Raw genomic sequence first — 22,839 nt, forward strand, 5'->3', positions numbered from 1 at the left:
ACTGAAAAGTGTATTTGCTGCGGGCCATACCGGGTTCAGACGGTACCGGGCTCCGCAGTTTTTTTGTTTTATCTAAATCCCTTAACTGTGAAAAAACTAGCTTGCTGGGTGTTTGCTGCAATGGCTACAACGGCCGTTTCCGCGCAAACCCCCAAGAAGGCCGCAGCCCCGAAGGCTGAGGGCACAAAGTCAACTGCGCTTGCCCGACCCAAACTGGTGGTAGGCATTGTAGTAGATCAGATGCGTTACGATTACCTGTACCGCTATTACGACCAGTATACCGAGGGCGGTTTCAAAAGAATGATGAACGAGGGCTTCAACTGCCGCAACAATCATTACAGCTACGCGCTCACGGTAACGGCCGCGGGTCACGCATCGGCGTACACGGGCTCGGTACCGGCGATCAACGGGATTGTTGGTAACGAATGGTATGATCCCATTGCGAAACAGGACGTGTATTGCGTGGAAGACAGTACCGTAAAAACCGTAGGAAGCAGCAATGTGGCGGTCGGTAAAATGTCACCGCGAAATCTGCTCGTGAGCACGGTGACCGATCAACTTCGCATTGCGACCAACTTCCGTTCTAAAACCATTGGCGTAGCTATTAAGGACCGCGGCTCGATCCTGCCCGCAGGCCATGCCGCGAACGCTGCCTACTGGTTTGATTCCAAAACCGGTAACTGGGTGAGTAGTACCTATTATATGGACGATTTACCGCAATGGGCCAAAGATTACAATGCAAAGAAAATGCCGGCCGTTTATGCGCAAAAGGGCTGGGACCTCCTGCTGACAGCGGACGCGTACACCCAGAGCTCTCCCGACGATGTGCCCTGGGAAGGCAAGCTGCCCGGAGCGAAAAAGCCGGTATTCCCTTATGAACTCGTTGGAATGGCGGGCGATGCATTTGGGATTGTGACCGACACGCCGTGGGGTAACACCATCACGAAGGAAATGGCTATTGAGGCGATCAAAGGCGAGCAGCTTGGAAAAGGAACGGATACCGATTTCCTGGCGATCAGCTTTTCATCGACCGATAAAATTGGCCACCGTGTAGGCCCGAACTCCGTGGAGCAGCAGGATGATTTCCTGCGCCTGGACCGCGAGTTTGCCGATTTGTTCAACTTCCTCGATAGCTGGGTAGGAAAAGGGCAATACACCGTGTTCCTGACCGCCGACCACGGGGTTGTGGATGTTCCCGGCTTCGCGAAAGAGCACAAGCTGCCAGCAGGCCTGGTGGATCGTAAGTTGTTGACCAATTCCGTTACCGATGCGCTGAATGAGGCTTTTGGACAAGATAAGTATGTGATAGCTACGGACAATAATCAGCTCTATTTGGATCACAGCCTTTTGAGAAAAAAGAATATCACTATTGCAGCCGCACACAGCGTGGTACGCGATGCAGCATTGACTGTGCCGGGCATTGCCGACGTGATCGACCTGACCGACATGGGCAAGGCTCCACTGAATACTTATCAGCTGGAACTGTATAAAAACAATGTGAACGCGAAACGCAGCGGGGATTTGCAGGTAATATCGCAGCCGGGCTGGTTCTACGGAACTTCCACGGGAACATCCCACGGTACACCTTACAATTACGACACCCAGGTTCCGTTCGTGATGTTTGGCTGGGGCATCAACAAAGGTGAGACTGTAAAAAGGACTTCCGTTTGCGACATCGCGCCTACCATTGCTTCTTTGCTGCACATTTTGCCAGCCAGTGGTAATATCGGGCATCCGGTGGAGGAAGCGTTGAAAAAGTGAATTTTTTAGGATAAGCAAAAAGCCGTGAGTACGAATCGATCATGCTCACGGCTTTTTGTTTGGATTAATATTGAAAATCAGGATTCTTCCACGATCAGGACAATGCCTTCTGTTTTTTTAATCACCACTTTGCTGCCGGCCGGAATATTCTGATGATTTTCTGAAATGGCTTTCCATTCGGCGCCGCGGTAATAAATTCGGCCTTCGCCGTTACCGGGAATGTCGCGGATCACCATGGCGGTTTCGCCGGCAAATTCACTGTACTCTGCCGCGGAACGGCGTTCGAGCAACCTGCGGGCATGTTTTCGAAGTACGAGCAGTGAAATCAATGATATCGCCGAAAATGCCAGTATCTGGCTTTCGGTGCTTGGCAGTAGCCCGATAGACGTAAGGAGGGATGTGAGCAATGCGCCGGCCGCGAAGAAAACGAACACGAGCAGGACGCTGACCAGTTCTGCCAAAAGCATTACCAGCCCTACGATGAGCCAAATCTGCGGTAAGGTCAAATCCATGATACTATTGCTTGTGTTCCGACGATTTGACTACGGTTAAAGCCGTCGCGATGAGCGAGCCCATGTCGGCCAGGTTGGCAGGGAGGATGAGCGTATTGCCGGCCTTGGCTATTTTACCAAACTGCTCCACGTAGTTTTCAGCCACTTTCAATTGCACTGCCTCGGCACCGCCTTCCTCGCGGATGGCCTGTGCTACCAACCGGATACTTTCGGCCGTAGCTTCTGCCACCGATTTCAAGGCCGAAGCCTCACCTTCAGCCTCGTTGATTTGTCGTAGACGGATACCTTCCGACTCCAGTACCACCTTCTGCTTTTGTCCCTCGGCCACGTTGATCGCAGCCTGCTTTTCACCATCCGATTGCAGGATCACCGCACGGCGTTCCCGCTCCGCCTGCATTTGTTTCTCCATCGCATTCAACACGCTTTGCGGCGGGGTAATGTTCTTGATTTCGTAGCGGAGCACTTTCACACCCCAGCCCGTGGCCGCCTCGTCGATGGATTCAACCACAGCACGGTTGATCGTCATACGTTCCTCGAAAGTCTTGTCAAGGTCCAGCTTACCGATCTCGCTCCGCATGGTGGTCTGTGCTAATTGAATTACTGCAAATGTATAGTCAGAAATACCGTAAGCGGCTTTTCGCGGATCTATTACTTGGATGAAAATGACCCCGTCCATGCGTACCTGCACGTTATCGCGGGTGATACAGATCTGCTCGGGAATATCCACAGCCGCTTCTTTGAGCGTGTACTTGTAGGCGATCCGGTCGAAAAAGGGAATGATGAAATTGACGCCCGGTTGCAGGACGGCATAAAACTTTCCCAGACGTTCCAGAATGTAAGCGCTTTGCTGAGGGACAACCTTGACGGTCATCAGAATGGTGAGCACCACCAGGACGAGCAGAACAATGAAAGGGGTCATAACAAGTCGGTTTAAGGTCTATGGCGAAAATAGCCATAACCTGACTTGCTTCCTATTGTTCCGGGACCAACATACATGGAAACTTGCTTATCGGTTGTGCCATAGGATAGGCGGTTTGAAATAAAATATGATTATTTCAATATTTCTTTTGATATAACTATCTTCTGTATCTCACTCGTGCCCTCTCCGATGGTACAGAGCTTGCTGTCGCGGTAGAATTTCTCGACGGGATAATCCTTCACAAAGCCATATCCACCAAATATTTGCACTGCGTCATTAGCTACGCGCACGGCGGTCTCAGAGGAATGGTATTTGGCCACTGAGCTCGCCAGTGTCACTTTTTCACCAGCGTCTTTCAATGCTGCCGCGTGGAAGGTGAGTAGAGACGACGCCTGGACGTCGGTGTACATATCAGCGAGTTTGAATGCGATGGCCTGGAAATCGCAGATCGCTTTACCGAACTGCTTGCGTTCTTTGGAATAAGCCAATGCGGCCTCGTATGCACCCCAGGCCGTGCCTACACCCAACGCTGCAATGGAAATGCGGCCCCCGTCGAGCACTTTAAGCGACTGGATAAACCCGTCACCGATTTCGCCCAGCCGCTGGCCGTCGGGAATGCGGCAATCCTGAAATAGCAACTCGACGGTTTCGGAGGCACGCATGCCTAACTTATCCTCCTTACGGCCTGCGGTGAAGCCCGGGGTTGTAGTGTCGAGTACGAATGCGGTAGCACCATGCTTGTCGCCGGGCTCACCGGTACGGGTCATCACTACCAGTACATCGGCGCTCTTACCGTTGGTAATGAAGTTTTTGGAACCATTGATCACCCAGTCATTGCCGTCCCGCACGGCCACCGTGCGCATATTGCCAGCGTCGGAACCGGTATTGGGTTCGGTAAGGCCCCACGCACCCACAAGCGTGCCCGAGGCGAGGCCGGGGAGGTATTTTTGCTTCTGCTCATCGGTGCCGAACATGTATATATGATTGGTACAAAGCGAATTGTGCGCCGCCATCGACAAGGCTACCGACGGGTCAACTTTCGCCAGTTCGACGATCGCCGTCACATATTCGCGGTAGCCGAGGCCTGCGCCGCCGAGGCTTTCGGGAATGAGCATGCCCATGAGGCCCAGCTCGCCCATGGCTCTGAAAACTTCCTTCGGAAAGTGCTGTTGCTCGTCCCAGGTACGGATATGCGGCTTGATATGCAGCGCTGCGAAATCCCTGACGGTTTGTTGGATGAGGTTACATATTTCGCCGGAGGGGTTATTAGTCAGGCCCTTTTCTCGTATGTCCATGGGTGTTGATGATTATATTTGTGTGATTACCCAATGATAGTGAGAATGCGACAAAATCGCTAGCCAGTAACGAACAAATCCAAATCGCGGAGGTGAACATTCACTTAAAAAAATTACTTTTGCATCCGTCCTTACGCACTGGACTTAGTTAAGTACAATTCCCGGATTTTATTAAACAAGTGCCAAAACAGCTATATAATAATTAACCGTTTATGAAAATTGCAGTAGTAGGAACAGGATACGTGGGTTTGGTGACAGGTACCTGCTTTGCCGAGACCGGCAACCAGGTTACTTGCGTCGACATCGACGTCAGAAAGGTTGAACGCCTTCAAAAAGGAGAAATACCCATTTACGAGCCGGGCCTCGACGTGTTGTTCGACCGCAATGTGGCCGAGGGGCGCTTGTTGTTTACGACTAGTCTGGCGGAAGGTGTGAAGGATGCGCAGGTGATATTCCTTGCATTACCAACCCCTCCGGGTGAAGACGGCTCGGCCGACTTAAAATATATTCTCAAAGTTGCCGATGATCTCGGACCGATCCTGGATCAATATGCAGTGATCATCGACAAAAGCACAGTTCCCGTTGGAACCGCCGAGAAAGTACATGCAGCGATCGCTAAAAATGCGAAGGTAGACTTCGACGTCGTGTCAAATCCAGAGTTCCTTCGCGAAGGTGTTGCTGTGGAAGATTTCATGAAGCCCGACCGTGTAGTGGTGGGTACGACCTCGGAAAAAGCCAAAAAGGTAATGGAGAAGTTGTATGCTCCCTTGGTACGCCAGGGTAACCCGGTGATCTTCATGGATGAGCGTTCGGCGGAAATGACCAAATACGCGGCAAACTCGTTTCTGGCGATGAAGATCACGTTCATGAACGAAATCGCAAACCTTTGTGAGAAAGTAGGTGCCAATGTAGACGATATTCGTCGTGGTATCGGAACGGACAGCCGTATCGGCAAACGTTTCCTTTTCGCGGGTATCGGATACGGTGGTAGCTGTTTCCCGAAAGACGTCCAGGCATTGGCCAAAACTTCCCTGGATTACAATTATGATTTCCGCATTCTGAAATCCGTAATGGATGTGAACTACGACCAAAAGAAGAAACTGCTTCCGATGGTAGAAGGGTACTTTCCGGATGGATTGAAAGGCAAAACGATCGCGGTTTGGGGATTGGCATTCAAACCTTATACCGACGATATCCGCGAAGCGCCAGCGTTGGAAAATATCGAAGCATTGCTAGCAGCCGGCGCAAAAGTGACTGCCTACGACCCTGAGGCGATGCCAAATGTAAAGGGAGTTCTGGGCGATAAAGTGACGTTCTGCCACACACCTTACGCGGCACTTGATGATGCCGATGCGCTAATGATCTTTACAGAATGGCCTCAGTTCCGCACGCCGGAATTTGAGAAAATGGGTAAACTGCTGAAAAACAAAGTGATTTTCGACGGCAGGAACCTGTACGAACTCGATCAGATGCGCGAAATGGGGTACACCTATTACAGCATCGGTCGTGAGAAGGTAGTGCCGGCCTGATCATAAACTAGTAAATACTCTAACTTACTCATCTTAATGAAACGTGTTTTAATTACGGGAGCAGCAGGTTTCCTGGGTTCGCACCTCTGCGAGCGTTTTTTAAAGGAGGGAATGTACGTGATCGGGATGGACAACCTGATTACCGGCGATATGCGCAATATCGAACACCTGATGCCTAACCCGAATTTCGAGTTTTACCATCATGATGTGACGAAATACGTGCACGTACCGGGCGAGCTCGACTACATTATGCACTTCGCATCTCCCGCCAGTCCGATCGACTATCTGAAAATCCCTATCCAGACGCTCAAAGTAGGGGCAATGGGAACGCATAACCTGTTGGGATTGGCCCGTGCCAAAAAATCACGTTTCATTATTGCCTCTACTTCGGAGGTGTACGGCGACCCGCTCGTACACCCGCAAACCGAAGATTACTGGGGCCACGTGAACCCGATCGGGCCGCGTGGCTGCTACGACGAGGCGAAACGTTACCAGGAAGCGATCACGATGGCTTACCACCGTTACCACGGCCTGGAAACACGCATTGTACGCATTTTCAATACTTACGGACCTAGAATGCGCCTCAACGACGGACGTGTGTTGCCGGCATTCATGGGCCAGGCATTGCGCGGCGAGGATATTACCGTGTTCGGTGATGGTACCCAAACCCGCTCATTCTGCTATGTGGATGATTTGGTGGAAGGTATCTATCGCTTGCTCATGAGCGACTACTCGCTGCCTGTCAACATCGGTAACCCTAAGGAGATCACCATCGGGCAGTTTGCAGAAGAGATCATCAAGCTGACCGGTACTGACCAGAAAGTGGTGTACAAGCCGCTTCCACAAGACGATCCTAAGCAACGCCAGCCGGATATCTCGAAAGCGAAGGAAATCCTGGGCTGGGAGCCAAAAGTATCCCGCGAAGAAGGCCTTCGCATTACTTACGACTATTTCCGGAGCCTCCCGAAAGAGCGCCTGTACGAAGAATCGAACCACAGGGGGTTCGAAGGTTTCAGCGCGAAAAAGTAAGTTTTACTTCGGTAGTTGTTTTACCTCGGCTGTCGGCTGTCGGCAATCGGCTTTTTTAAAGTCTGATAGGCGATAGCCGACGGCCGAAGTTCTTTTAAAAAAGCCGACAGCTGATTGCCGAAAGCCGAAGTTTTTCAAAAAAAATCGACTGCCGATAGCCGACAGCCGAAGTTGGTCAAGGTTAGAATCAGTCGTCTTATACTTCCATGATCTCCTTTTCCTTCACGGAGAATATCTGGTCGATTTTGGCCACAAAGCTGTCGGTCAGTTTCTGAACGCGTTCCTCGCTAGATTTTACCAAATCCTCGGAAACACCTTCCTTAGTCAGTTTTCTCAGCGAGTTGTTCGCGTCCTGACGAATGTTACGAACGTTGATCTTCGCGGTTTCAATCTCGTTTTTCGCGCGTTTTACAAGCTCGCGGCGGCGCTCTTCATTCAATGGGGGAACAGAAATCCGGATCAGCTCGCCATCGTTCGAAGGGGAGAAGCCCAGGTTACTATTGCGGATCGCCTTTTCGATATCGTTGATAATCTTCTTCTCGAAAGGTTTGATAGCGAGCGTCCGTGCATCGGGCGTGTTGATCGTCGCCACGTTCTGGATCGGCGTCATTGAACCATAGTATTCGATCTGAAGACCTTCCAGCATTTGTGGGGATGCTTTTCCGGCGCGGATTTTACCCAATTCAATAATAAGGTGTTTGATTGCGCCTTCCATTGTATCCTTGGCGTCGTCCAGATATAATTCTATTTCTTCCATTGTTTTATAGTAAGCTGTATTTTTCTATTAATTCGAGATCAGGGTTCCGACATTGCCGCCCATTACGAGGTCGTACAGGTTACCAGGCTTGTTCATGTCGAATACGATGATCGGCAGATCGTTTTCCTTGCACAACGTGAATGCGGTGAGGTCCATGATCTTGAGATTTTTAGCCAGGGCTTCGTCGAATGAAAGCTGGTCATACTTCGTTGCAGATGGGTCTTTCTCCGGATCGGCCGTATAAACGCCGTCTACACGCGTACCCTTCAAAACCACTTCCGATTCCGACTCGATGGCGCGAAGGCCTGCGGTTGTGTCGGTTGTAAAATAAGGGTTGCCGGTTCCTGCTCCGAAAATCACCACACGTCCTTTTTCGAGGTGGCGCACTGCACGGCGGCGGATCAATGGCTCGCAAACTTGCTCCATTTTGATCGCCGACATCAGGCGTGTGTTCATTCCATGCTTTTCCAGCGAACTCTGGATGGCCATCCCGTTGATCACAGTCGCAAGCATGCCCATATGATCGCCCTGCACGCGGTCGATCCCTGATTTTTCCACAGAAGCCCCGCGGAATATGTTTCCACCACCAATTACGATTGCAACCTGTACGCCGACCTCGGTAATCCTTTTGATTTCCTTGGCATAATTGTCGAGAATGTTAAAGTCGATGACCTGGGCTTTGTCGCCCCCGTTGAGTGCTTCTCCGCTGAGTTTCAGTAATAAACGTTTATATTTTGGTTCCGGCATGGTTGTGAGTGGTGTTTTGATCCGTAAAAATAAGCGGACGAAGTTCAGAATCACAAGTAATTTAGTGAAACTCCAATAATACCTGGTTTTTTTCCACAATCTGTCCTGGCGTCACTTTCAGCGTTTTAATGACCCCGCTGCCCGACGATTTGATCACATTTTCCATTTTCATCGCCACGAGCACGAGCAGGTTGTCGCCCTTGGCAATACTGTCGCCTTCGGCTACGGCGATGGACTGGATCAGGCCCGGCATGGGAGCCTTTACATTGTTGATTTTTTGAGCGGAGCCGTTCTGCATCCCCATTTTTTCGAGCAAAAGGTCCAGGTCGTCCTTTGCTGTGGTGTGGTAATGCTGGCCGTTGATGAGCAAATGCGTCGTTTTCTCAGCCGGGTTACGGTCGATTACCTCGATATTGTAGGATTTGTTTTGCCAGATTACGTGGAAACGGTCGCCGCCGAGCGACGCAATGTCGCCGTCGAAAATATTCCCATTAATGAACCAGCCTTCTTTCCGTTGATCTATTTCAAATGCATGACCGTTTTCAGGCTGCTCGGCCTGCGGCTTGTTGCCCACATTTACTTTCAGCATACCATTTCACTGTAATCGTTCGAGATTTCTTTGAGTATGCTGTCGAGTTCGTCAAATGTAGGCGCTTCCACGAGGCGCATTCTGTAAGGTTTGAAGTGTTCCAGCCCTTTGAAATAGTTGGTATAATGCCTTCTCATTTCAAAAACACCCGCTACCGGGCCTTTCCAGCGGATAGAGAATTCGAGGTGCCTGCGGCAAACATCCACGCGCTGCTCCATGGTGGGCGGCGGCAGTTTTTCACCGGTTTTGAGGTAATGCTTGATCTCATTGAAGATCCAGGGATTACCTATGGTGGCACGACCGATCATAATACCATCCACGCCGTAGGTATTTTTGTATTCCAAAGCTTTTTCGGGCGTATCGATATCGCCATTGCCAAAAATAGGGATGGTAATGCGTGGGTTTTCTTTGATTTTGGCGATGAGCGACCAGTCGGCGGAGCCTTTATACATCTGCACGCGCGTGCGGCCATGCACGGACAATGCTTTGATGCCGATATCCTGCAAACGTTCGGCGACTTCCTCAACATTCTTGGTGTTCTCATCCCAACCCAGACGTGTTTTGACCGTCACGGGCAAATGCGTCGATTTGATAACCGATTCCGTCATCTTCACCATTTTGGGAATGTCCTGCAACAATGCAGCGCCCGCCCCGCGGCAAGCGACATTCTTTACGGGGCAGCCATAGTTGATATCGATCAGGTCGGGATTCACGCGTGAGGCAATCTCTGCGCATGAGCCCATGGTTTCTACGTCGCTACCGAAAAGCTGGATACCCACCGGTCTTTCGTACTCAAAAATATCCAGTTTCTGAACGCTTTTGGCAGCATCGCGAATAAGCCCTTCCGACGACACAAATTCGGTGTACATCAAATCGGCGCCGTTTTCCTTGCACACCGCACGGAACGGCGGGTCGCTTACGTCCTCCATCGGCGCGAGCAGCAACGGAAAATCACTCAGTTCTATATTTCCAATCTTAACCATAATCCTTCAATACCACTTCGCAGTAATATGATAATAAACTGTAAATTTACACCAATTATGCAAAATAGTAACCCGAATCTGGTTGTTTCGCGCGTACCCGGCACCTGGGGCAGTTTGTTGGTACTGGTCGGCTTCATGCTTATCGGCATGGCCGTAGGCAATGTACTGGCTGTAATGGTGCTTGCGGTTTACCTCGGTGCGGACACTGAAAGCGTTACAGCCCTGCTTACCCAGCTATTCGCCGAACCCGAAAAAATACCAAATGGATGGAATGCTCTGATGATCATGCAGGGAGTGGTCCATTTCTTTTCCTATTTGCTTCCTACGCTCATTTATTGGTTCTATATCGAACGCCGCAGCATCGGCGACCTGAGTGCAGACAAAAAACCTGCACCGTACATCTGGATATTGGCATTTGTGCTGGTACTGGCATTTATCCCGGCCAATAGCAAGTTTATAGAATGGAACCAGGCAATGGATTTGCCGGATGCATTATCGGGGCTCGAAAAATGGATGCGCGACAAGGAAGACCAACTTTCGGTGATGACCGAGTTTCTTACGAGTTATACCAGTTTTGGTCAGCTGCTGATCGCATTGTTCGTGGTAACCGTGCTCCCGGCGGTGGGTGAGGAAACCCTTTTCAGAGGAGTGATCCAGACGAAGCTTTCTCAGGAATTGCGCAATATTCACGTCGCGATCTGGGTGTCGGCGGCTATTTTTAGTGCTATTCACTTTCAATTTTATGGCTTTCTGCCGCGTATGATGCTTGGTGCATTGTTCGGCTATCTGTATTATTGGACCGGCAATTTGTGGGTGGCTGTCCTGGCGCATTTCGTTAATAATGGTTTTGTGCTGGTAATGATGTACTTACATAATGTGGGTTTAGTAGAGATCAATATTGAGGAGGCAAAATCGATGCCGTTGACGCTTATTGCGGCTTCAGTGATTGTGTCCGCCGCTATTCTGCACGTGATCAGAAAGAACGGGCATGGGACGCGAACCGGTGTTCCGCGTAACTTTTAAGATAATTTAACATTTTCAAAATAATGGAGAATAACTGGGCGAAGGCCTACCAGAGCGGGCAGGCGATCCGGGCCGAAATTGCCCGGGAGGTTTTGGAACAGAATGGAATCGGGGCGGTGATTGTGAACAAACAGGACAGCAACTACCCGATCTTTGGAAACTTTGAAGTGCATGTGCCCGCGGCCGACCTAGCGACGGCCCAAACAATACTAACGAATGAAGAAGCGCTTAAACAACCTGAGTAATTTACAGCAAAGGACCATCACCGGGTTAGCGGGCGTATTTGTCATTATTAGTTGCATTGTTTACAGTGAATGGTCGTTTTTGCTGCTTTTTTGCGCCATCAGCTCCCTCACACAGCTTGAATTTTACAAACTGCTCGGCCTCGACGGTAACCAGCCGCTGACATATTATGGTACGTTCTGTGGCACAGTCATGATACTTCTTGCGTATTTGATTGAACAGGACATTGTCGAGTTTGAAAATTACTTCATTATCAGCCCGCTGCTGTCGATGATCTTTTTTATCAAACTCTATAAAAAGAACGACCTAAAACCTTTTACGAACATCGGTTTTACGTTCCTGGGCATTATTTACGTCGCGTTGCCGTTCGCGTTGATCATCGTGATGGCGCTGCGCGGAGGAATTTACAATTACGAGATCGTGCTCGGCAGTCTGCTGCTCTTGTGGGCGTCGGATATCGGGGGGTATTTCGCAGGTACCAAGTTTGGGAAAAGGAAGCTGTTCGAGCGCATTTCGCCGAAAAAATCCTGGGAAGGGTCTATGGGCAGCGCTGTGTTTGCGGGAATCATCGCATTTGCGCTGGGGCATTATTTCCGTACCTTCGAACCCTGGAAGTGGTATTGCATCGGCGCCATTATTGTAGTGGTCGGTACTTACGGCGACCTGGTGGAGTCGTTGTTCAAGCGGAGCATTGCCATCAAGGACTCGGGAAGCAGTATTCCGGGCCACGGCGGCTTCCTCGACCGTTTCGACGGTCTTTTGCTGTCGGCACCATTTATTGTTACATTTTTGAAGTTATTTTCCTGAGCAAAATCGCTTTGTATAATTCATAAGGCAATGCCTGGTTACTCAGGTCGTTTGTAAAATAAGGAACGGAATTTTTACAGGCATTCAGCAAACACTATTTGAAGGGAAATTTATCATCGTGCTAATCAAAGTTTCCGGGTGCTTCCCGGGGCGTAATTTGGAAGGAATGAAACGGAGTCTTTTAATATTTTTCCTCGTGCTGACGGGAATGTTGTGTGGGCGGGAAGCATTTGCTCAGGGTGAAAAAAAAGCGATTATCTTCTCGGGGGTAGTTGTAGGAGGCAAAACCACGGAGCGCTTGCCCGGTGCCAGTATTTTTATCGTGAATGCAGGACGGGGAACACTTGCCCGGGGCGACGGTTCTTTTGACATCCCGGTTTTTCCCGGCGATAGCATCGTGTTTAGTTATGTGGGTTTCAAAAAACAATACCACATTATACCAAGAGGCTACAATACGGATATTTATTCGGCGATTGTGGCTTTGCGCGAAGATGTAGTGACGCTTTCCGGCGTTACGATTTATCCTTATTCGACCGAAGAGGAATTTAAAAAAGCTTTTCTCGCACTCAAATTGCCCGATCAGGCAGAGCGGGATGCATTGGCAAAAAGCACCGATCCGGATTATATCAACCGTCTTGCAGCCCAAATGCCCAACAACGCGCAGACCAACTACCGGTATTCGATGGACCAGCTGATGTTCGGCCGGGAATCAGCGGCGAACAAGGGTTTTGCGACAAGCTTTCCATTCCTGAATCCATTTGCGTGGGCCAAGTTTATCAAATCTGTCAAAAACGGGGATTTGAAACAGAAAGATTGGAGCAAAGAGCTGAATGCGACCCCGCGCGAAAATATCACGAAGCAGGACTTCATTGTTCCAAGTCCTGCCGAAACGGAAGCCGCCAAAAAGCGGAACGGAAACTAAACCGCCGGTCCGAATTTCTTCAATTGCAAATCATTTCCGTCAAATACGGCATAATGCTGCTGGGTAACCCATTCGCCGAGGTTAATGTAGCGTGAATGGGCACTGACATGCATGTCCAGCACCAGGTGCCGGTGCCCGAAAATGTAGTAGTCGTGCGGGGCTACGGCTTCCACCTCACGGCAATACTGAAATAGCCATTCATTGTCCGCACCCAAAAAGCGCTCTTCACCCTTATTGACATTGGCCAGCCGGCTGCGTTTCGACCATTCGGAGGCGATCCACATGCCCACGTCCGGGTGTACGACGCGGAAGAGCCACTGGAAAAAGCGGTTTTCGAATACCTTCTTCAAAAACTTGTAGGTATGGTCTCCCGGGCCCAGACCGTCGCCGTGGCCAACGAGGAGCTTTTTCTGTCCTGTCGATGAGGTAACGGTGAAGCTTACCGGATTGCGGTAAATGGGTGCACCGAGTTCTTCGGTGAGGTAGCCCGACATCCACATATCATGGTTGCCTGTGAAAATGACAAGTTCGATTCCATCATCTGCCAGCTCTGCCAGCTTGCCCAGCAAACGCACAAAGCCTTTCGGTATCGCCCGGTTGTATTCAAACCAGAAATCAAAAATATCGCCTACGAGAAAGATGACCTGCGCATCGTGCCTGATCGATTCCAGCCAGCTTACGATGCGCCTTTCGCGCTCACGGCTTGCAGTGGCGGTGGGTACTCCAAGGTGAAAGTCCGACGCGAAGTAAATGCGACGACCCGGGGCAAGGGTAATGTTTTTTTGCTGGAATGAAAGACTCATGTAGATTGGTCAAATGCGGTGCAATTTACGATGTTCGTGGAAAATGCAGCGATGGTATGGTTTTTCAGCAGGCTCTTTCTAGCTTGCATCTATTTTAAAGAACCTGTAAAATGAAACGCTACATATCTATCTTCACTCTCTCGGTGTGCCTCCTGGGCGCTGTTTTGCCGGCATCGGCACAAGCCCCGAAAAAGATACCCGCCGACAAGCAGCGCGCATTGCTTTGGAAGCCCGACAAAGGCCAGTACTATTTCAGCCACGCATTGGTTTTCGATTACCAGAACAAAGCCGACAAGACTTCAGGTACACTTAAAGTACACCTCGACCCGGTTACCGGTGCGATGTGTTTTGTAAAGGAAACAAGTTTCGGACAGGGTGGGAAATCGTTCGATTTTGTCATCGGCTTCCCCGACGGGAAATACATTTTCTGCGGCACGGACGAGGACGGGAAGAAAGTGAGGATTAATGAGGTGGTGAAAGAATTTAAACCTGATGCGGATACGAAAAAGCAACAGCAGGACGATTTCAAGACCTACGTAATTCCCACAGAAAATAAAAGAGAGGAATTCGGCCTTACCAGTACGGAATACGACCTGACTTACGCCACTTCCGGTAGTCAGGAGAAAATCTGGCTTACCAAAACACCATTCAGTGTCTACCCGCTCTACGGCCTGGAATTTGTCGAAAGCGCCGTTAGCCTACCGGTTTCATTCGATTACATGAACCTGCTGCCTTCGGATTTATTGCTCTCGGAAATCAATTCTAAGGATGTAGTATTGAAACTGAAAAACTTTGGAAAAGATCCATATACGGCGAATGCCAAGGGGTATACAGTATTGAAGGTGAATGACTGATGTTTGATAAATGTCAGGAGCGAAGTCGAAGACAGTCAGTACGGAGGCGTCTCACATGCCCTCCGACTGCGCTCAGGATGACATTTGTTATGCGTTCTCTACTGGAACCACGGTTTCCGTGCTAGCCTCCGCCTGTGCGCGTTCGGCCATTACCTCGGATAGCGGACGCATATTGGCGGGAATCTCCGGTTCCTTATCTTCATCTGCTGAGTATGGGAACACATCGAGGATAGGCGTGAGGGTAATGTCAGTCACTTCGTACGGGATCAGGAAGTTGCGCATGCTTTCGTTGATCCGGTCGAGGGCTTGCTGGATGCCTTCCGCATTCACCAGCATATAGTTTACAATTTTCTTCTCCTTGCCGCTTTTTTCATCTACGGAGAAGTAAATGACCTTCGCTTTAAACCACTGTTCGCCTTCTTCATACGAGAAGAGGTCGGCGAGGCGCATTCTGCTGATGGCGGTCACGCTGAAATCGCTGGCATCGGTGAGGATCTGCTTGTACAGCCTCGCTTCCGACTCGGTGTATGAAACTGCATCCACGAGGTACGTCTCATTGATCGTTTTCAACCTTCCTGCTTCATCTTCTTTTTGATACCGAATTTTTCCTAAATACCAGCTGGCCATTGTTCGTGTCGATTGGGTGAAAATTAGAGTGTGCAAATGTAGAGGCTGGCTAGAAAGCACGCAAAAAAATAACACCAGAAAGTAATAATCCCTGCCCCGGGTATGCGTTCTGATACCTACTGTTTAACTTGCGAAAAATACATTGTAATGAAAAAACACATTTGGTTGGCTGCAATCGTCCTGGTTGCGGTTGTAATGACAAGTTGCGGCGTGAGCCGCCAGGTTTCGGAAGCGAAGGTTTTTGGTGATTGTAAATATGATATTGCATCGGTCGATAGCGTGTATCTTGCGGGGATCGACATCCGCGAGTTCAGGAATATCAGAAGTTTCAGCGATTTCGACCTGGCCAGGTATCCGCGGTTGGCCATGGGACTGTTACGAAAAGATGTACCGTTGAACCTCCGGGTGAACGTGGATATCACGAATCCTACCCGCAAGCGGGCGGCGATCAACCAGCTGGAATACAAGGTGCTGCTGACAGAAAGCGAGATTTTTAACGGCTATCTGAGCCAATTGATTGAAGTAATGCCGAGCACTACGCCCACGCGGGTACCTGTAAGTCTGCAAACCAATGCGTACCAGTTGCTTTCGAACGACAAAACGCGCGATCAGTTTGTAGACATGATCCTCGCCCTCACCGGCAAGTCGGATGCCAGACCGTCGAAATTTGTTGTGAAAGTGAGGCCGACGCTGGATATCGCCGGAAAGCAGGTCAATTATCCCGGCTACATTACTTTTGAGAAAGAAATAACCAGCCAGATGATTACCGGAACGCGGTAAGCAGGCGCATTCAGTTCCCAAATATCCCCTACGTTTTGAAGCTATTCCTCGAAGATCCTCATCTGTTTGAGTATTACAGCCTTGTTGTTGTGCTGCTGCTGCTGTTTGGAGCTACGTTTTTGATAGAAAAAATAAAGTCCTGGCGGCAATGGACCGGCATTGGCCTGATCGTGCTGCCGGTGCTCTATTTTTTCATCCTCCTCGATGCGCACCTCGTCAATATCCCTTATACCGACGATTTCAACCTGCTCGAAACCGTGCAGAAACTGCGTAATTCGGAGAGTTTTACGGGAATGCTGAAAGCGCTTTTCGAGCAGGTGAACCAGCACCGGTTTGGTTTCGAGCGGATCGTCATGCTGGTCATGTTCGTGCTGACCGGCACGGTCAATATCAAAACGCAGATCATCATCGGGGATCTTTTCATGCTAGGTATAGGCTATTTGTTTTACCGCAGCCTGAAAAGGGAGGGGATTTCCTGGTATTGGTTCATTCCTGTTCCCTATATACTTTTCAATCTGGTTTATTTTGAAAACGCCTATTGGGGAATTGCGGCGTTGCAAAACACACCGCTGATCTTCTTTGCGATGCTTACGGCCTATGGTCTCGCGCGTGAAGATGAGAAGGGCTTTCGCATCGGGCTCGTTGCCGCATTGCTTACCACCTTTACAAGCGGAAGCGGACTGCTCGCGTGGATCGTGGGAATGATCATACTAGCCTTTCAGAAGCGTTTCAAAAACCTGTTCTGGTGGATTGCGGCCAGCGTGGCAGTCTTGCTGTTCTATTTCTTTTTCGACTACCAGTTCGTCAGCTCCCCTGGCGAGAAAGTCTGGAACCACCCGTTTTTCAATGTGATCTTCGTGATGGCATTCTGGGGTAATGCCTTGTACCTCGACGTCCGGCATCCGCTGGTGCCGGTATTTCACAAGGATATGATTGCTTGCGTCGTGCTGGGGGCCGGTATTACATTCATTTTCGCTGCCTGGGCATTGAGAATATTGCTTGCACGCAAACCGACCTGGTCAGAATGGTTCCTGCTGGGCACAATGATGTTCATCATGGGTACGGGTGCGATGTTCGTTATCAGCCGGCCGATCAACAACTATGTTATGTACGGCGGCACGGTGTTTTCGAGGCGGTACATGATATTCGGAATTGTGTTGGTCGCTGCTTGCTATGTCTGTGTTCTGATTGTTTTAAAGAATTTCAAAGCCTGGAAAAAGCTCGCTGCCATTGTTGCGACGGCGTTTTTTATCGGCTTGAATTTCGTGAGCTATTTCACCTCCATTGTATCGATTCGAAAGCTGCACGATGACCTGGTGATCGATAGCTATTTTTGGAAGAACTACAAGACATTCCTGACTGTCGGGGATCTGTTTACCGATATTCCTTTTTGGAACCATCCTACGCGTATGCGCGATCTGATCATCGGCCTTGAATCGGACGGAATCACGGATTTCTACCAGTTTTATGATATGCCGGCGCAGCAAGACCTGATCCGTCAGACCGGTTCCGGAAAACCGTTCGAAGGGAGCTTCGACGCGAGATCACAATACAGAAATGGCGAAAGCAACCTCCCGGCAAAGTATTTCCAGTTTTTTGTGACGCCGGAGAAAGCGCAAAAGGAAACCTTTTACATTGTCCTGGAATCGGAGCAGCATACGATCGTGCTCCCAGCGGTCCCGGAATCCAACACGGTTTCGGATTTTTTACAAAAAGCCTCATATTACAGCAACAATTATCAGTACTCGCTTTATAAGGCAAAGCTTCCCGAGGGGAAATACCGTGCGTGGATTATGTCGCGCGGCGAATCCGGGAAGTGGGAATCGGCTTATACCGGAAAACAAGTACTGTTTTATTAAGGCCGCCAACGCCTGCCCCTCATTTATGCAAATACTTACCTACAATCTGAACGGCATTCGTGCCGCATTAAAAAATGGCCTGCTTGACTGGCTTCAAACCACGCCGGCCGATATTCTTTGTTTCCAGGAGGTGAAGGCCACCCCCGATGTAGTCGACCTTTCGGGCTTCCGGAAGCTGGGTTACGAACTGGCGGGCTGGCATGCAGCTGAAAAAAAGGGTTACAGCGGGGTCGCTATATTCTCTAAAATCAAGCCGGATCAGGTTGTCGAGGGATGCGGTATTCCGGCCTATGATTCGGAAGGTCGTGTGTTAAGGGCTGATTTCGGCGATATCACGGTGCTGAACTGCTACTTCCCGTCGGGTACAAGTGGCGATGTGCGCCAGAGCGTGAAAATGCGCTTTCTTGCCGACTTTTTTGTTTGGGTAAACGAATTGAGAAAAGAGCGTCCGAACCTGATTATCTGTGGCGACTATAATATCGCGCATACCGAAATCGACATTCACGACCCGGTAAGAAACCAGAAGTCGTCCGGCTTCCTACCCGAAGAGCGCGCCTGGATGACCGAATGGTTCGCGAACGGTTACACCGACGCTTTCCGCTTCATGAATCCGACATTGCGCCAATACTCCTGGTGGACTTACCGCGCCGGTGCCCGGGGCAATAACAAAGGCTGGCGCATCGATTACATTTCCGTAGCCGAACCGATCAAAGACCGCATCATCGCCGCCCGGCAGTATAACGATGCTGTCCACTCGGACCATTGTCCTGTGTGGTTGGAAATTCGGTAGGGGATATCGGTTAAATGTGTGTTTCGATGCAGGTGATAATTGTTTATTTTGGTAGAAGCAAAAACTCAATGACCTATGGATACCGAGATGCTGGTGACTTTTAGAACGGTTAGGCCGATGAGTGATGACGAATTCTTTGAGTTCTGCCAAATAAACGACACACTAGAGTTCGAAAGGGACTCGCATGGAAATATTATAGTTGTGTCACCAACTGGATCAATCGGAGGAGGATTTAATGCAGATGTAATTACTGCTTTAAATGTTTGGAACAAACAGGCAGGTCTAGGGAAAGTCTTTGAATCATCTTCTGGTTTTAAGTTGCCGGATGGTTCTGTTAGATCGCCGGATGTATCGTGGATCAGGAGGGAAAGGTGGAATGCTCTTTCCAAAGAGGAAAAGCAGAAATTTGCTCCGATTTGTCCGGACTTCGTTATTGAAATCCGTTTCGTATCTGATAGCTTACAATATCTGGTGGAAAAAATGAAAGAATACATTGCTAACGGAGCCCAATTGGGCTGGTTGATCGACAGTTTCGATGAAAAGGTTCATGTTTTTCGCATCGATGGAACTGTCGAAGTCAAGCAGATCAATGAGATTCTTTCTGATAAGGAAATCCTTCCAGGCTTTTCAATTGACCTTACGGAGTTTCTAGAATAGCTATTTTTTGTTCATTAATATTCTCCATCTTGTTCCAATACTACCTCATCTACAAACCCTTCGGCATGCTCTCCCAATTCTCCCGCGAGGGCGATCACCAGACATTAGCCGATCTGGATTTTACATTTGCCAGGGACATTTACCCAGTCGGTCGCCTGGATGCGGATAGCGAAGGCCTTTTGCTGCTGACCAACGATAATTTCCTTAAAACCAAGCTGCTCGAACCGCGCAACAGGCACACGCGTACGTATTACGTGCAGGTGGAGGGCGAGGTGACTGACGAGGCTTGCCGGCAGCTTTCGAATGGCGTTGCTATTTCTATCAATGGGAAACAGTATAAGACATTGCCGGCAGAGGTTTCAAAAATAGCGGAACCAGAGCTTCCCGAACGTAATCCGCCCATCCGTTTCCGAAAGAATATCCCTACTTCATGGCTATCGGTTACATTGCACGAGGGCAAGAACCGGCAGGTGCGGCGGATGACGGCGGCCGTCGGTTTTCCGACACTCCGGCTGGTGCGCTGGTCTATCGGAAAAATTTCATTGGCGGATAAGAAAATAAATTTTCCTAAACCAGGGGACGTATGGGAAGTTACACCTAAAGAGGCTAAACTTTTTTATGAAAGGACCTTTTGACAAGGGTATAAATCGTTTGCCCTGACTTGTCAAACCGGAGAGAAGGCTTAATTTTGTACAAATCCTTGTTCTCAAAATTAGGCTGATAATTGGCAAAGGCACACAAAGAAACTCCGCTTAATAAACAATACAATCAGATTAAAGCCAAATACCCCGGAGCGTTGCTGCTTTTCCGGGTTGGCGACTTTTATGAGACTTTCGGAGAGGATGCGGTAAGGGCTTCCAAGATCCTGGGGATCGTACTTACGCGCCGGAACAATGGCGGTGCGCACGAGGAGCTCGCGGGTTTCCCACACCATTCCCTGGACAATTATCTGCCGAAACTCGTTCGTGCGGGCGAACGCGTGGCGATTTGCGATCAGCTCGAAGATCCCGCTGCTGCAAAAGGCATTGTGAAGCGCGGCGTAACCGAGCTTGTTACACCCGGCGTGTCATTCAACGACAATGTGCTCGATATCCGCAAAAACAACTACCTGGCGGCGATACACGTCGGCAGCGACGGTCTTTACGGAATCGCCTTTCTCGACATTTCCACAGGCGAATTCATGGCATCGCAGGGTAATGCGGCGTACGTGGATAAAATGCTGCAAGGCTTTGGTCCGGCCGAGGTGTTGTATTGCAAAAAACACAAGCAGGAATTCAACGAACTCTTCGGAGGGAAATACCACACTTTTCACCTGGAAGACTGGTGCTTCGGCTACGATTATGGCTATGAGCAACTTACAGGGCATTTTCAGACTACAACTTTAAAAGGTTACGGCATCGAATCCCTGCCGCTGGGTATTATTGCGGCGGGTGTAATTTTGCATTACCTGCGTGAAACCGAGCACAAGGAAGTTGCGCATATCAGCCGCATTACAAGGTTGGAGGAGGAAAGATATGTGTGGCTCGACCGTTTTACCGTTCGCAACCTGGAACTCGTGTACCCCCAGCAGGAAGGTGGTGTGCCGCTGATCGACATTCTCGATCACACGGTTACGCCCATGGGCGCGAGGCAGCTGCGGAAATGGATGGTATTGCCGTTGAAAGACAAGGCGCCCATAGAGGAGCGCCTGAACGCCGTAGCGCATTTCCTCACGCACGAAGAGCTCCACGAATCGCTGGTAGGATATTTCAAGCAGATTGGCGACTTGGAGCGACTGATTTCCAAAGTGGCGGTGCGTCGCATCAATCCACGGGAATTGGTTCAGCTTAAAAAATCATTGAAACAGATCGCCCCCGTAAAGGAATTGCTGGCGGGCGGTATGCTCGATAAATTCGCTTCCCAACTGGATGCCTGCGGGGCATTGGTTCAGAAGATCGAACGGGAACTCCGCGATGATGCTCCCGTACTCTCTAACCAGGGGCGGATGATCCAGAGCGGAGTCGATAGCGAACTGGACGAACTGCACGCTATTTCCTACGAAGGCAAGGATTACCTGATCAAACTTCAAAACCGCGAAATTGAACGGACAGGTATCGGTTCGCTTAAAATTGCGTATAACAAGGTATTTGGCTACTATCTCGAAGTTACCCACGCACATCAGAGTAAAGTTCCTTCCGACTGGATCAGGAAACAGACGCTCGTCAATGCGGAGCGGTACATTACGCCCGAGCTCAAAGAATACGAAGAAAAAATCATGAATGCGGAGGACCGCATTGCGGCGATCGAATTCAGGATATTCAGTGAAATCGTACAAACGGCTTCGGAATATGTGGCCGCGATCCAGCAAAATGCGCAGGTCATATCGGCGCTGGATGTGCTGAGTTCCTTTGCATTAGCTGCCCGGAAGAACAAATACGTACAGCCGGTTATCAGTGAAGGCAACGAGCTGGATATTAAGGAGGGACGTCACCCGGTAATCGAGCAGCAATTGCCTGTGGGAGAAAGCTATGTGCCAAACGACGTTTACCTTGACGATGCCAGCCAGCAGATCATCATCATTACCGGTCCGAACATGGCCGGTAAATCGGCATTGCTCCGGCAAACTGCATTGATTGTACTGATGGCGCAAATGGGCAGCTTTGTCCCGGCCAAATCGGCGACGATCGGCCTGGTCGACAAGGTTTTCACCAGGGTAGGAGCGAGCGATAACCTCAGCAAAGGGGAAAGTACTTTCATGGTCGAAATGACTGAAACAGCCAGCATTCTAAACAACCTGAGCAGCAAGAGTCTCGTGCTGATGGACGAAATCGGCCGTGGAACGAGCACCTACGACGGCGTTTCCATTGCGTGGGCCATTACAGAATACCTCCATAGTCAGTCGAATTGCAGGCCTAAAACACTTTTCGCCACCCATTACCACGAATTGAACCAGCTTGCGGAAGATTTCCCGCGCATCAAAAACTTCAATGTGGCCGTAAAGGAAGTGGATAACAAAGTGGTTTTCCTCCGGAAACTGAAACCCGGCGGCAGCGCGCACAGTTTTGGTATCCACGTGGCGCAGATCGCCGGTATGCCGCAGCCAATCGTCTTGCGGGCGAGCGAAATCATGCAGCACCTGGAAAAAGACCACGTGGCGCACGAGCACAAGAAGCGGGTGAAGGATATTCCCAAAAACAATTTCCAGCTCAGCATTTTCGAGCCGGCAGACCCGAAGCTGGACGAGTTGAAGGAAAAGCTGCTGCTCGTGGATGTCAACACCCTGTCGCCCATCGAGGCATTGCTGAAACTGAACGAGTTTCAGAAGCTTATCAAAAAGTAACCTATTATCTCATGTTATACCAATCAATCTCCTA

Annotated in this window: 23 protein-coding genes; 14 read left to right on the forward strand and 9 right to left on the reverse strand. The window is 49.8% G+C overall.

Annotated elements, in window-relative coordinates; genetic code table 11:
* The first annotated feature begins 120 nt into the window (after window positions 1-120).
* The gene (gene pafA / locus ACQ4MZ_RS01500) at window positions 121-1,761 is read left to right on the forward strand and encodes an alkaline phosphatase PafA (RefSeq protein ID WP_430843795.1); all 1,641 of its coding nucleotides are present in this window, start codon (window positions 121-123) and stop codon (window positions 1,759-1,761) included.
* Between the two features lie 77 nt (window positions 1,762-1,838).
* Here pafA and ACQ4MZ_RS01505 read toward each other — a convergent pair whose 3' ends face one another.
* The 3 genes from ACQ4MZ_RS01505 to ACQ4MZ_RS01515 form a co-directional block, all read right to left on the reverse strand.
* Window positions 1,839-2,273: an NfeD family protein gene (locus ACQ4MZ_RS01505; protein ID WP_430842255.1), complete on the reverse strand. Its 435-nt coding sequence runs from the start codon at window positions 2,271-2,273 to the stop codon at window positions 1,839-1,841.
* Between the two features lie 4 nt (window positions 2,274-2,277).
* Entirely contained in the window at window positions 2,278-3,192 is a 915-nt protein-coding gene (locus ACQ4MZ_RS01510; protein WP_106596933.1) for an SPFH domain-containing protein, read from the reverse strand.
* Between the two features lie 131 nt (window positions 3,193-3,323).
* Window positions 3,324-4,487: an acyl-CoA dehydrogenase family protein gene (locus ACQ4MZ_RS01515; protein ID WP_430842258.1), complete on the reverse strand. Its 1,164-nt coding sequence runs from the start codon at window positions 4,485-4,487 to the stop codon at window positions 3,324-3,326.
* Between the two features lie 212 nt (window positions 4,488-4,699).
* Between ACQ4MZ_RS01515 and ACQ4MZ_RS01520 the strand changes: the two genes are divergently transcribed.
* Together ACQ4MZ_RS01520 and ACQ4MZ_RS01525 are read left to right on the forward strand one after the other, a co-directional pair.
* Window positions 4,700-6,016, forward strand: coding sequence for a UDP-glucose dehydrogenase family protein (locus ACQ4MZ_RS01520; protein WP_430842260.1), 1,317 nt, complete (start codon window positions 4,700-4,702; stop codon window positions 6,014-6,016).
* A 36-nt stretch (window positions 6,017-6,052) separates the two neighbouring features.
* Window positions 6,053-7,045, forward strand: coding sequence for a UDP-glucuronic acid decarboxylase family protein (locus ACQ4MZ_RS01525; RefSeq protein WP_430842262.1), 993 nt, complete (start codon window positions 6,053-6,055; stop codon window positions 7,043-7,045).
* Between the two features lie 196 nt (window positions 7,046-7,241).
* On the opposite strand, the gene frr is transcribed toward ACQ4MZ_RS01525, so the two are convergent.
* From frr to dusB, 4 genes are all read right to left on the reverse strand, one after another.
* Entirely contained in the window at window positions 7,242-7,802 is a 561-nt protein-coding gene (frr, locus tag ACQ4MZ_RS01530; protein WP_430842264.1) for a ribosome recycling factor, read from the reverse strand.
* Between the two features lie 27 nt (window positions 7,803-7,829).
* Window positions 7,830-8,549, reverse strand: a complete 720-nt coding sequence (gene pyrH, locus ACQ4MZ_RS01535; protein ID WP_430842266.1) for a UMP kinase — start codon at window positions 8,547-8,549, stop codon at window positions 7,830-7,832.
* 61 nt (window positions 8,550-8,610) lie between these two features.
* A complete protein-coding gene (locus ACQ4MZ_RS01540; RefSeq protein WP_430842268.1) occupies window positions 8,611-9,138 on the reverse strand; it encodes a biotin/lipoyl-containing protein in 528 nt (175 codons plus the stop codon).
* The gene (dusB, locus tag ACQ4MZ_RS01545) at window positions 9,132-10,121 is read right to left on the reverse strand and encodes a tRNA dihydrouridine synthase DusB (RefSeq protein ID WP_430842270.1); all 990 of its coding nucleotides are present in this window, start codon (window positions 10,119-10,121) and stop codon (window positions 9,132-9,134) included. Before dusB ends, ACQ4MZ_RS01540 begins: the two co-directional genes overlap by 7 nt.
* 57 nt (window positions 10,122-10,178) lie before the next feature.
* Here dusB and ACQ4MZ_RS01550 point away from each other — a divergent pair, with 57 nt between their 5' ends.
* The 4 genes from ACQ4MZ_RS01550 (at window position 10,179) to ACQ4MZ_RS01565 (ending at window position 13,116) form a co-directional block, all read left to right on the forward strand.
* Complete coding sequence (locus tag ACQ4MZ_RS01550) at window positions 10,179-11,144, forward strand: lysostaphin resistance A-like protein (protein ID WP_430842272.1); 966 nt, start codon at window positions 10,179-10,181, stop codon at window positions 11,142-11,144.
* Between the two features lie 23 nt (window positions 11,145-11,167).
* Window positions 11,168-11,389 carry a DUF2007 domain-containing protein gene (locus tag ACQ4MZ_RS01555; protein ID WP_430842274.1) on the forward strand — a complete coding sequence of 74 codons (222 nt, stop codon included), beginning with the start codon at window positions 11,168-11,170 and terminating at the stop codon, window positions 11,387-11,389.
* Window positions 11,361-12,194 carry a phosphatidate cytidylyltransferase gene (locus ACQ4MZ_RS01560; RefSeq protein WP_430842276.1) on the forward strand — a complete coding sequence of 278 codons (834 nt, stop codon included), beginning with the start codon at window positions 11,361-11,363 and terminating at the stop codon, window positions 12,192-12,194. Before ACQ4MZ_RS01555 ends, ACQ4MZ_RS01560 begins: the two co-directional genes overlap by 29 nt.
* A gap of 166 nt (window positions 12,195-12,360) precedes the next feature.
* The gene (locus ACQ4MZ_RS01565) at window positions 12,361-13,116 is read left to right on the forward strand and encodes a carboxypeptidase-like regulatory domain-containing protein (protein ID WP_430842278.1); all 756 of its coding nucleotides are present in this window, start codon (window positions 12,361-12,363) and stop codon (window positions 13,114-13,116) included.
* Here the strand turns inward: ACQ4MZ_RS01565 and ACQ4MZ_RS01570 are convergent.
* Entirely contained in the window at window positions 13,113-13,919 is an 807-nt protein-coding gene (locus tag ACQ4MZ_RS01570) for a UDP-2,3-diacylglucosamine diphosphatase (protein WP_430842280.1), read from the reverse strand. The genes ACQ4MZ_RS01565 and ACQ4MZ_RS01570 overlap by 4 nt on opposite strands.
* Before the next feature lie 110 nt (window positions 13,920-14,029).
* On the opposite strand from ACQ4MZ_RS01570, the gene ACQ4MZ_RS01575 reads away from it, so the two are divergent.
* On the forward strand, window positions 14,030-14,773 hold the full coding sequence (locus tag ACQ4MZ_RS01575; RefSeq protein WP_430842282.1) for a hypothetical protein: 744 nt from the start codon (window positions 14,030-14,032) through the stop codon (window positions 14,771-14,773).
* A gap of 87 nt (window positions 14,774-14,860) precedes the next feature.
* Here ACQ4MZ_RS01575 and ACQ4MZ_RS01580 read toward each other — a convergent pair whose 3' ends face one another.
* A complete protein-coding gene (locus tag ACQ4MZ_RS01580) occupies window positions 14,861-15,400 on the reverse strand; it encodes a DUF4494 domain-containing protein (protein WP_430842284.1) in 540 nt (179 codons plus the stop codon).
* A 147-nt stretch (window positions 15,401-15,547) separates the two neighbouring features.
* Between ACQ4MZ_RS01580 and ACQ4MZ_RS01585 the strand changes: the two genes are divergently transcribed.
* The 6 genes from ACQ4MZ_RS01585 to mutS all read left to right on the forward strand — a co-directional run bounded on the left by ACQ4MZ_RS01585 (window position 15,548) and on the right by mutS (window position 22,805).
* Entirely contained in the window at window positions 15,548-16,180 is a 633-nt protein-coding gene (locus tag ACQ4MZ_RS01585; RefSeq protein ID WP_430842286.1) for a hypothetical protein, read from the forward strand.
* 35 nt (window positions 16,181-16,215) lie between these two features.
* On the forward strand, window positions 16,216-18,039 hold the full coding sequence (locus ACQ4MZ_RS01590; RefSeq protein ID WP_430842287.1) for a hypothetical protein: 1,824 nt from the start codon (window positions 16,216-16,218) through the stop codon (window positions 18,037-18,039).
* A gap of 25 nt (window positions 18,040-18,064) precedes the next feature.
* Window positions 18,065-18,829 carry an exodeoxyribonuclease III gene (locus ACQ4MZ_RS01595; protein ID WP_430842289.1) on the forward strand — a complete coding sequence of 255 codons (765 nt, stop codon included), beginning with the start codon at window positions 18,065-18,067 and terminating at the stop codon, window positions 18,827-18,829.
* 75 nt (window positions 18,830-18,904) lie between these two features.
* Window positions 18,905-19,486 (forward strand): Uma2 family endonuclease, encoded by a 582-nt coding sequence (locus tag ACQ4MZ_RS01600; protein WP_430842291.1) that lies wholly within the window; start codon window positions 18,905-18,907, stop codon window positions 19,484-19,486.
* A gap of 29 nt (window positions 19,487-19,515) precedes the next feature.
* The gene (locus tag ACQ4MZ_RS01605) at window positions 19,516-20,121 is read left to right on the forward strand and encodes a pseudouridine synthase (protein ID WP_430842293.1); all 606 of its coding nucleotides are present in this window, start codon (window positions 19,516-19,518) and stop codon (window positions 20,119-20,121) included.
* A gap of 89 nt (window positions 20,122-20,210) precedes the next feature.
* Window positions 20,211-22,805, forward strand: coding sequence for a DNA mismatch repair protein MutS (gene mutS / locus ACQ4MZ_RS01610; protein ID WP_430842295.1), 2,595 nt, complete (start codon window positions 20,211-20,213; stop codon window positions 22,803-22,805).
* Window positions 22,806-22,839 lie beyond the last annotated feature (34 nt).

The organism is Dyadobacter sp. BHUBP1, assembly GCF_050587785.1.
Taxonomy (GTDB): domain Bacteria; phylum Bacteroidota; class Bacteroidia; order Cytophagales; family Spirosomataceae; genus Dyadobacter.

Bases quoted from the DNA above. Each gene is read 5' to 3' on its own strand.
- pafA (WP_430843795.1), top strand. From the start codon at position 121: ATGGCTACAACGGCCGTTTCCGCGCAAACCCCCAAGAAGGCCGCAGCC.
- ACQ4MZ_RS01505 (WP_430842255.1), bottom strand. From the start codon at position 2,273: ATGGATTTGACCTTACCGCAGATTTGGCTCATCGTAGGGCTGGTAATG.
- ACQ4MZ_RS01510 (WP_106596933.1), bottom strand. From the start codon at position 3,192: ATGACCCCTTTCATTGTTCTGCTCGTCCTGGTGGTGCTCACCATTCTG.
- ACQ4MZ_RS01515 (WP_430842258.1), bottom strand. From the start codon at position 4,487: ATGGACATACGAGAAAAGGGCCTGACTAATAACCCCTCCGGCGAAATA.
- ACQ4MZ_RS01520 (WP_430842260.1), top strand. From the start codon at position 4,700: ATGAAAATTGCAGTAGTAGGAACAGGATACGTGGGTTTGGTGACAGGT.
- ACQ4MZ_RS01525 (WP_430842262.1), top strand. From the start codon at position 6,053: ATGAAACGTGTTTTAATTACGGGAGCAGCAGGTTTCCTGGGTTCGCAC.
- frr (WP_430842264.1), bottom strand. From the start codon at position 7,802: ATGGAAGAAATAGAATTATATCTGGACGACGCCAAGGATACAATGGAA.
- pyrH (WP_430842266.1), bottom strand. From the start codon at position 8,549: ATGCCGGAACCAAAATATAAACGTTTATTACTGAAACTCAGCGGAGAA.
- ACQ4MZ_RS01540 (WP_430842268.1), bottom strand. From the start codon at position 9,138: ATGCTGAAAGTAAATGTGGGCAACAAGCCGCAGGCCGAGCAGCCTGAA.
- dusB (WP_430842270.1), bottom strand. From the start codon at position 10,121: ATGGTTAAGATTGGAAATATAGAACTGAGTGATTTTCCGTTGCTGCTC.
- ACQ4MZ_RS01550 (WP_430842272.1), top strand. From the start codon at position 10,179: ATGCAAAATAGTAACCCGAATCTGGTTGTTTCGCGCGTACCCGGCACC.
- ACQ4MZ_RS01555 (WP_430842274.1), top strand. From the start codon at position 11,168: ATGGAGAATAACTGGGCGAAGGCCTACCAGAGCGGGCAGGCGATCCGG.
- ACQ4MZ_RS01560 (WP_430842276.1), top strand. From the start codon at position 11,361: ATGAAGAAGCGCTTAAACAACCTGAGTAATTTACAGCAAAGGACCATC.
- ACQ4MZ_RS01565 (WP_430842278.1), top strand. From the start codon at position 12,361: ATGAAACGGAGTCTTTTAATATTTTTCCTCGTGCTGACGGGAATGTTG.
- ACQ4MZ_RS01570 (WP_430842280.1), bottom strand. From the start codon at position 13,919: ATGAGTCTTTCATTCCAGCAAAAAAACATTACCCTTGCCCCGGGTCGT.
- ACQ4MZ_RS01575 (WP_430842282.1), top strand. From the start codon at position 14,030: ATGAAACGCTACATATCTATCTTCACTCTCTCGGTGTGCCTCCTGGGC.
- ACQ4MZ_RS01580 (WP_430842284.1), bottom strand. From the start codon at position 15,400: ATGGCCAGCTGGTATTTAGGAAAAATTCGGTATCAAAAAGAAGATGAA.
- ACQ4MZ_RS01585 (WP_430842286.1), top strand. From the start codon at position 15,548: ATGAAAAAACACATTTGGTTGGCTGCAATCGTCCTGGTTGCGGTTGTA.
- ACQ4MZ_RS01595 (WP_430842289.1), top strand. From the start codon at position 18,065: ATGCAAATACTTACCTACAATCTGAACGGCATTCGTGCCGCATTAAAA.
- ACQ4MZ_RS01600 (WP_430842291.1), top strand. From the start codon at position 18,905: ATGGATACCGAGATGCTGGTGACTTTTAGAACGGTTAGGCCGATGAGT.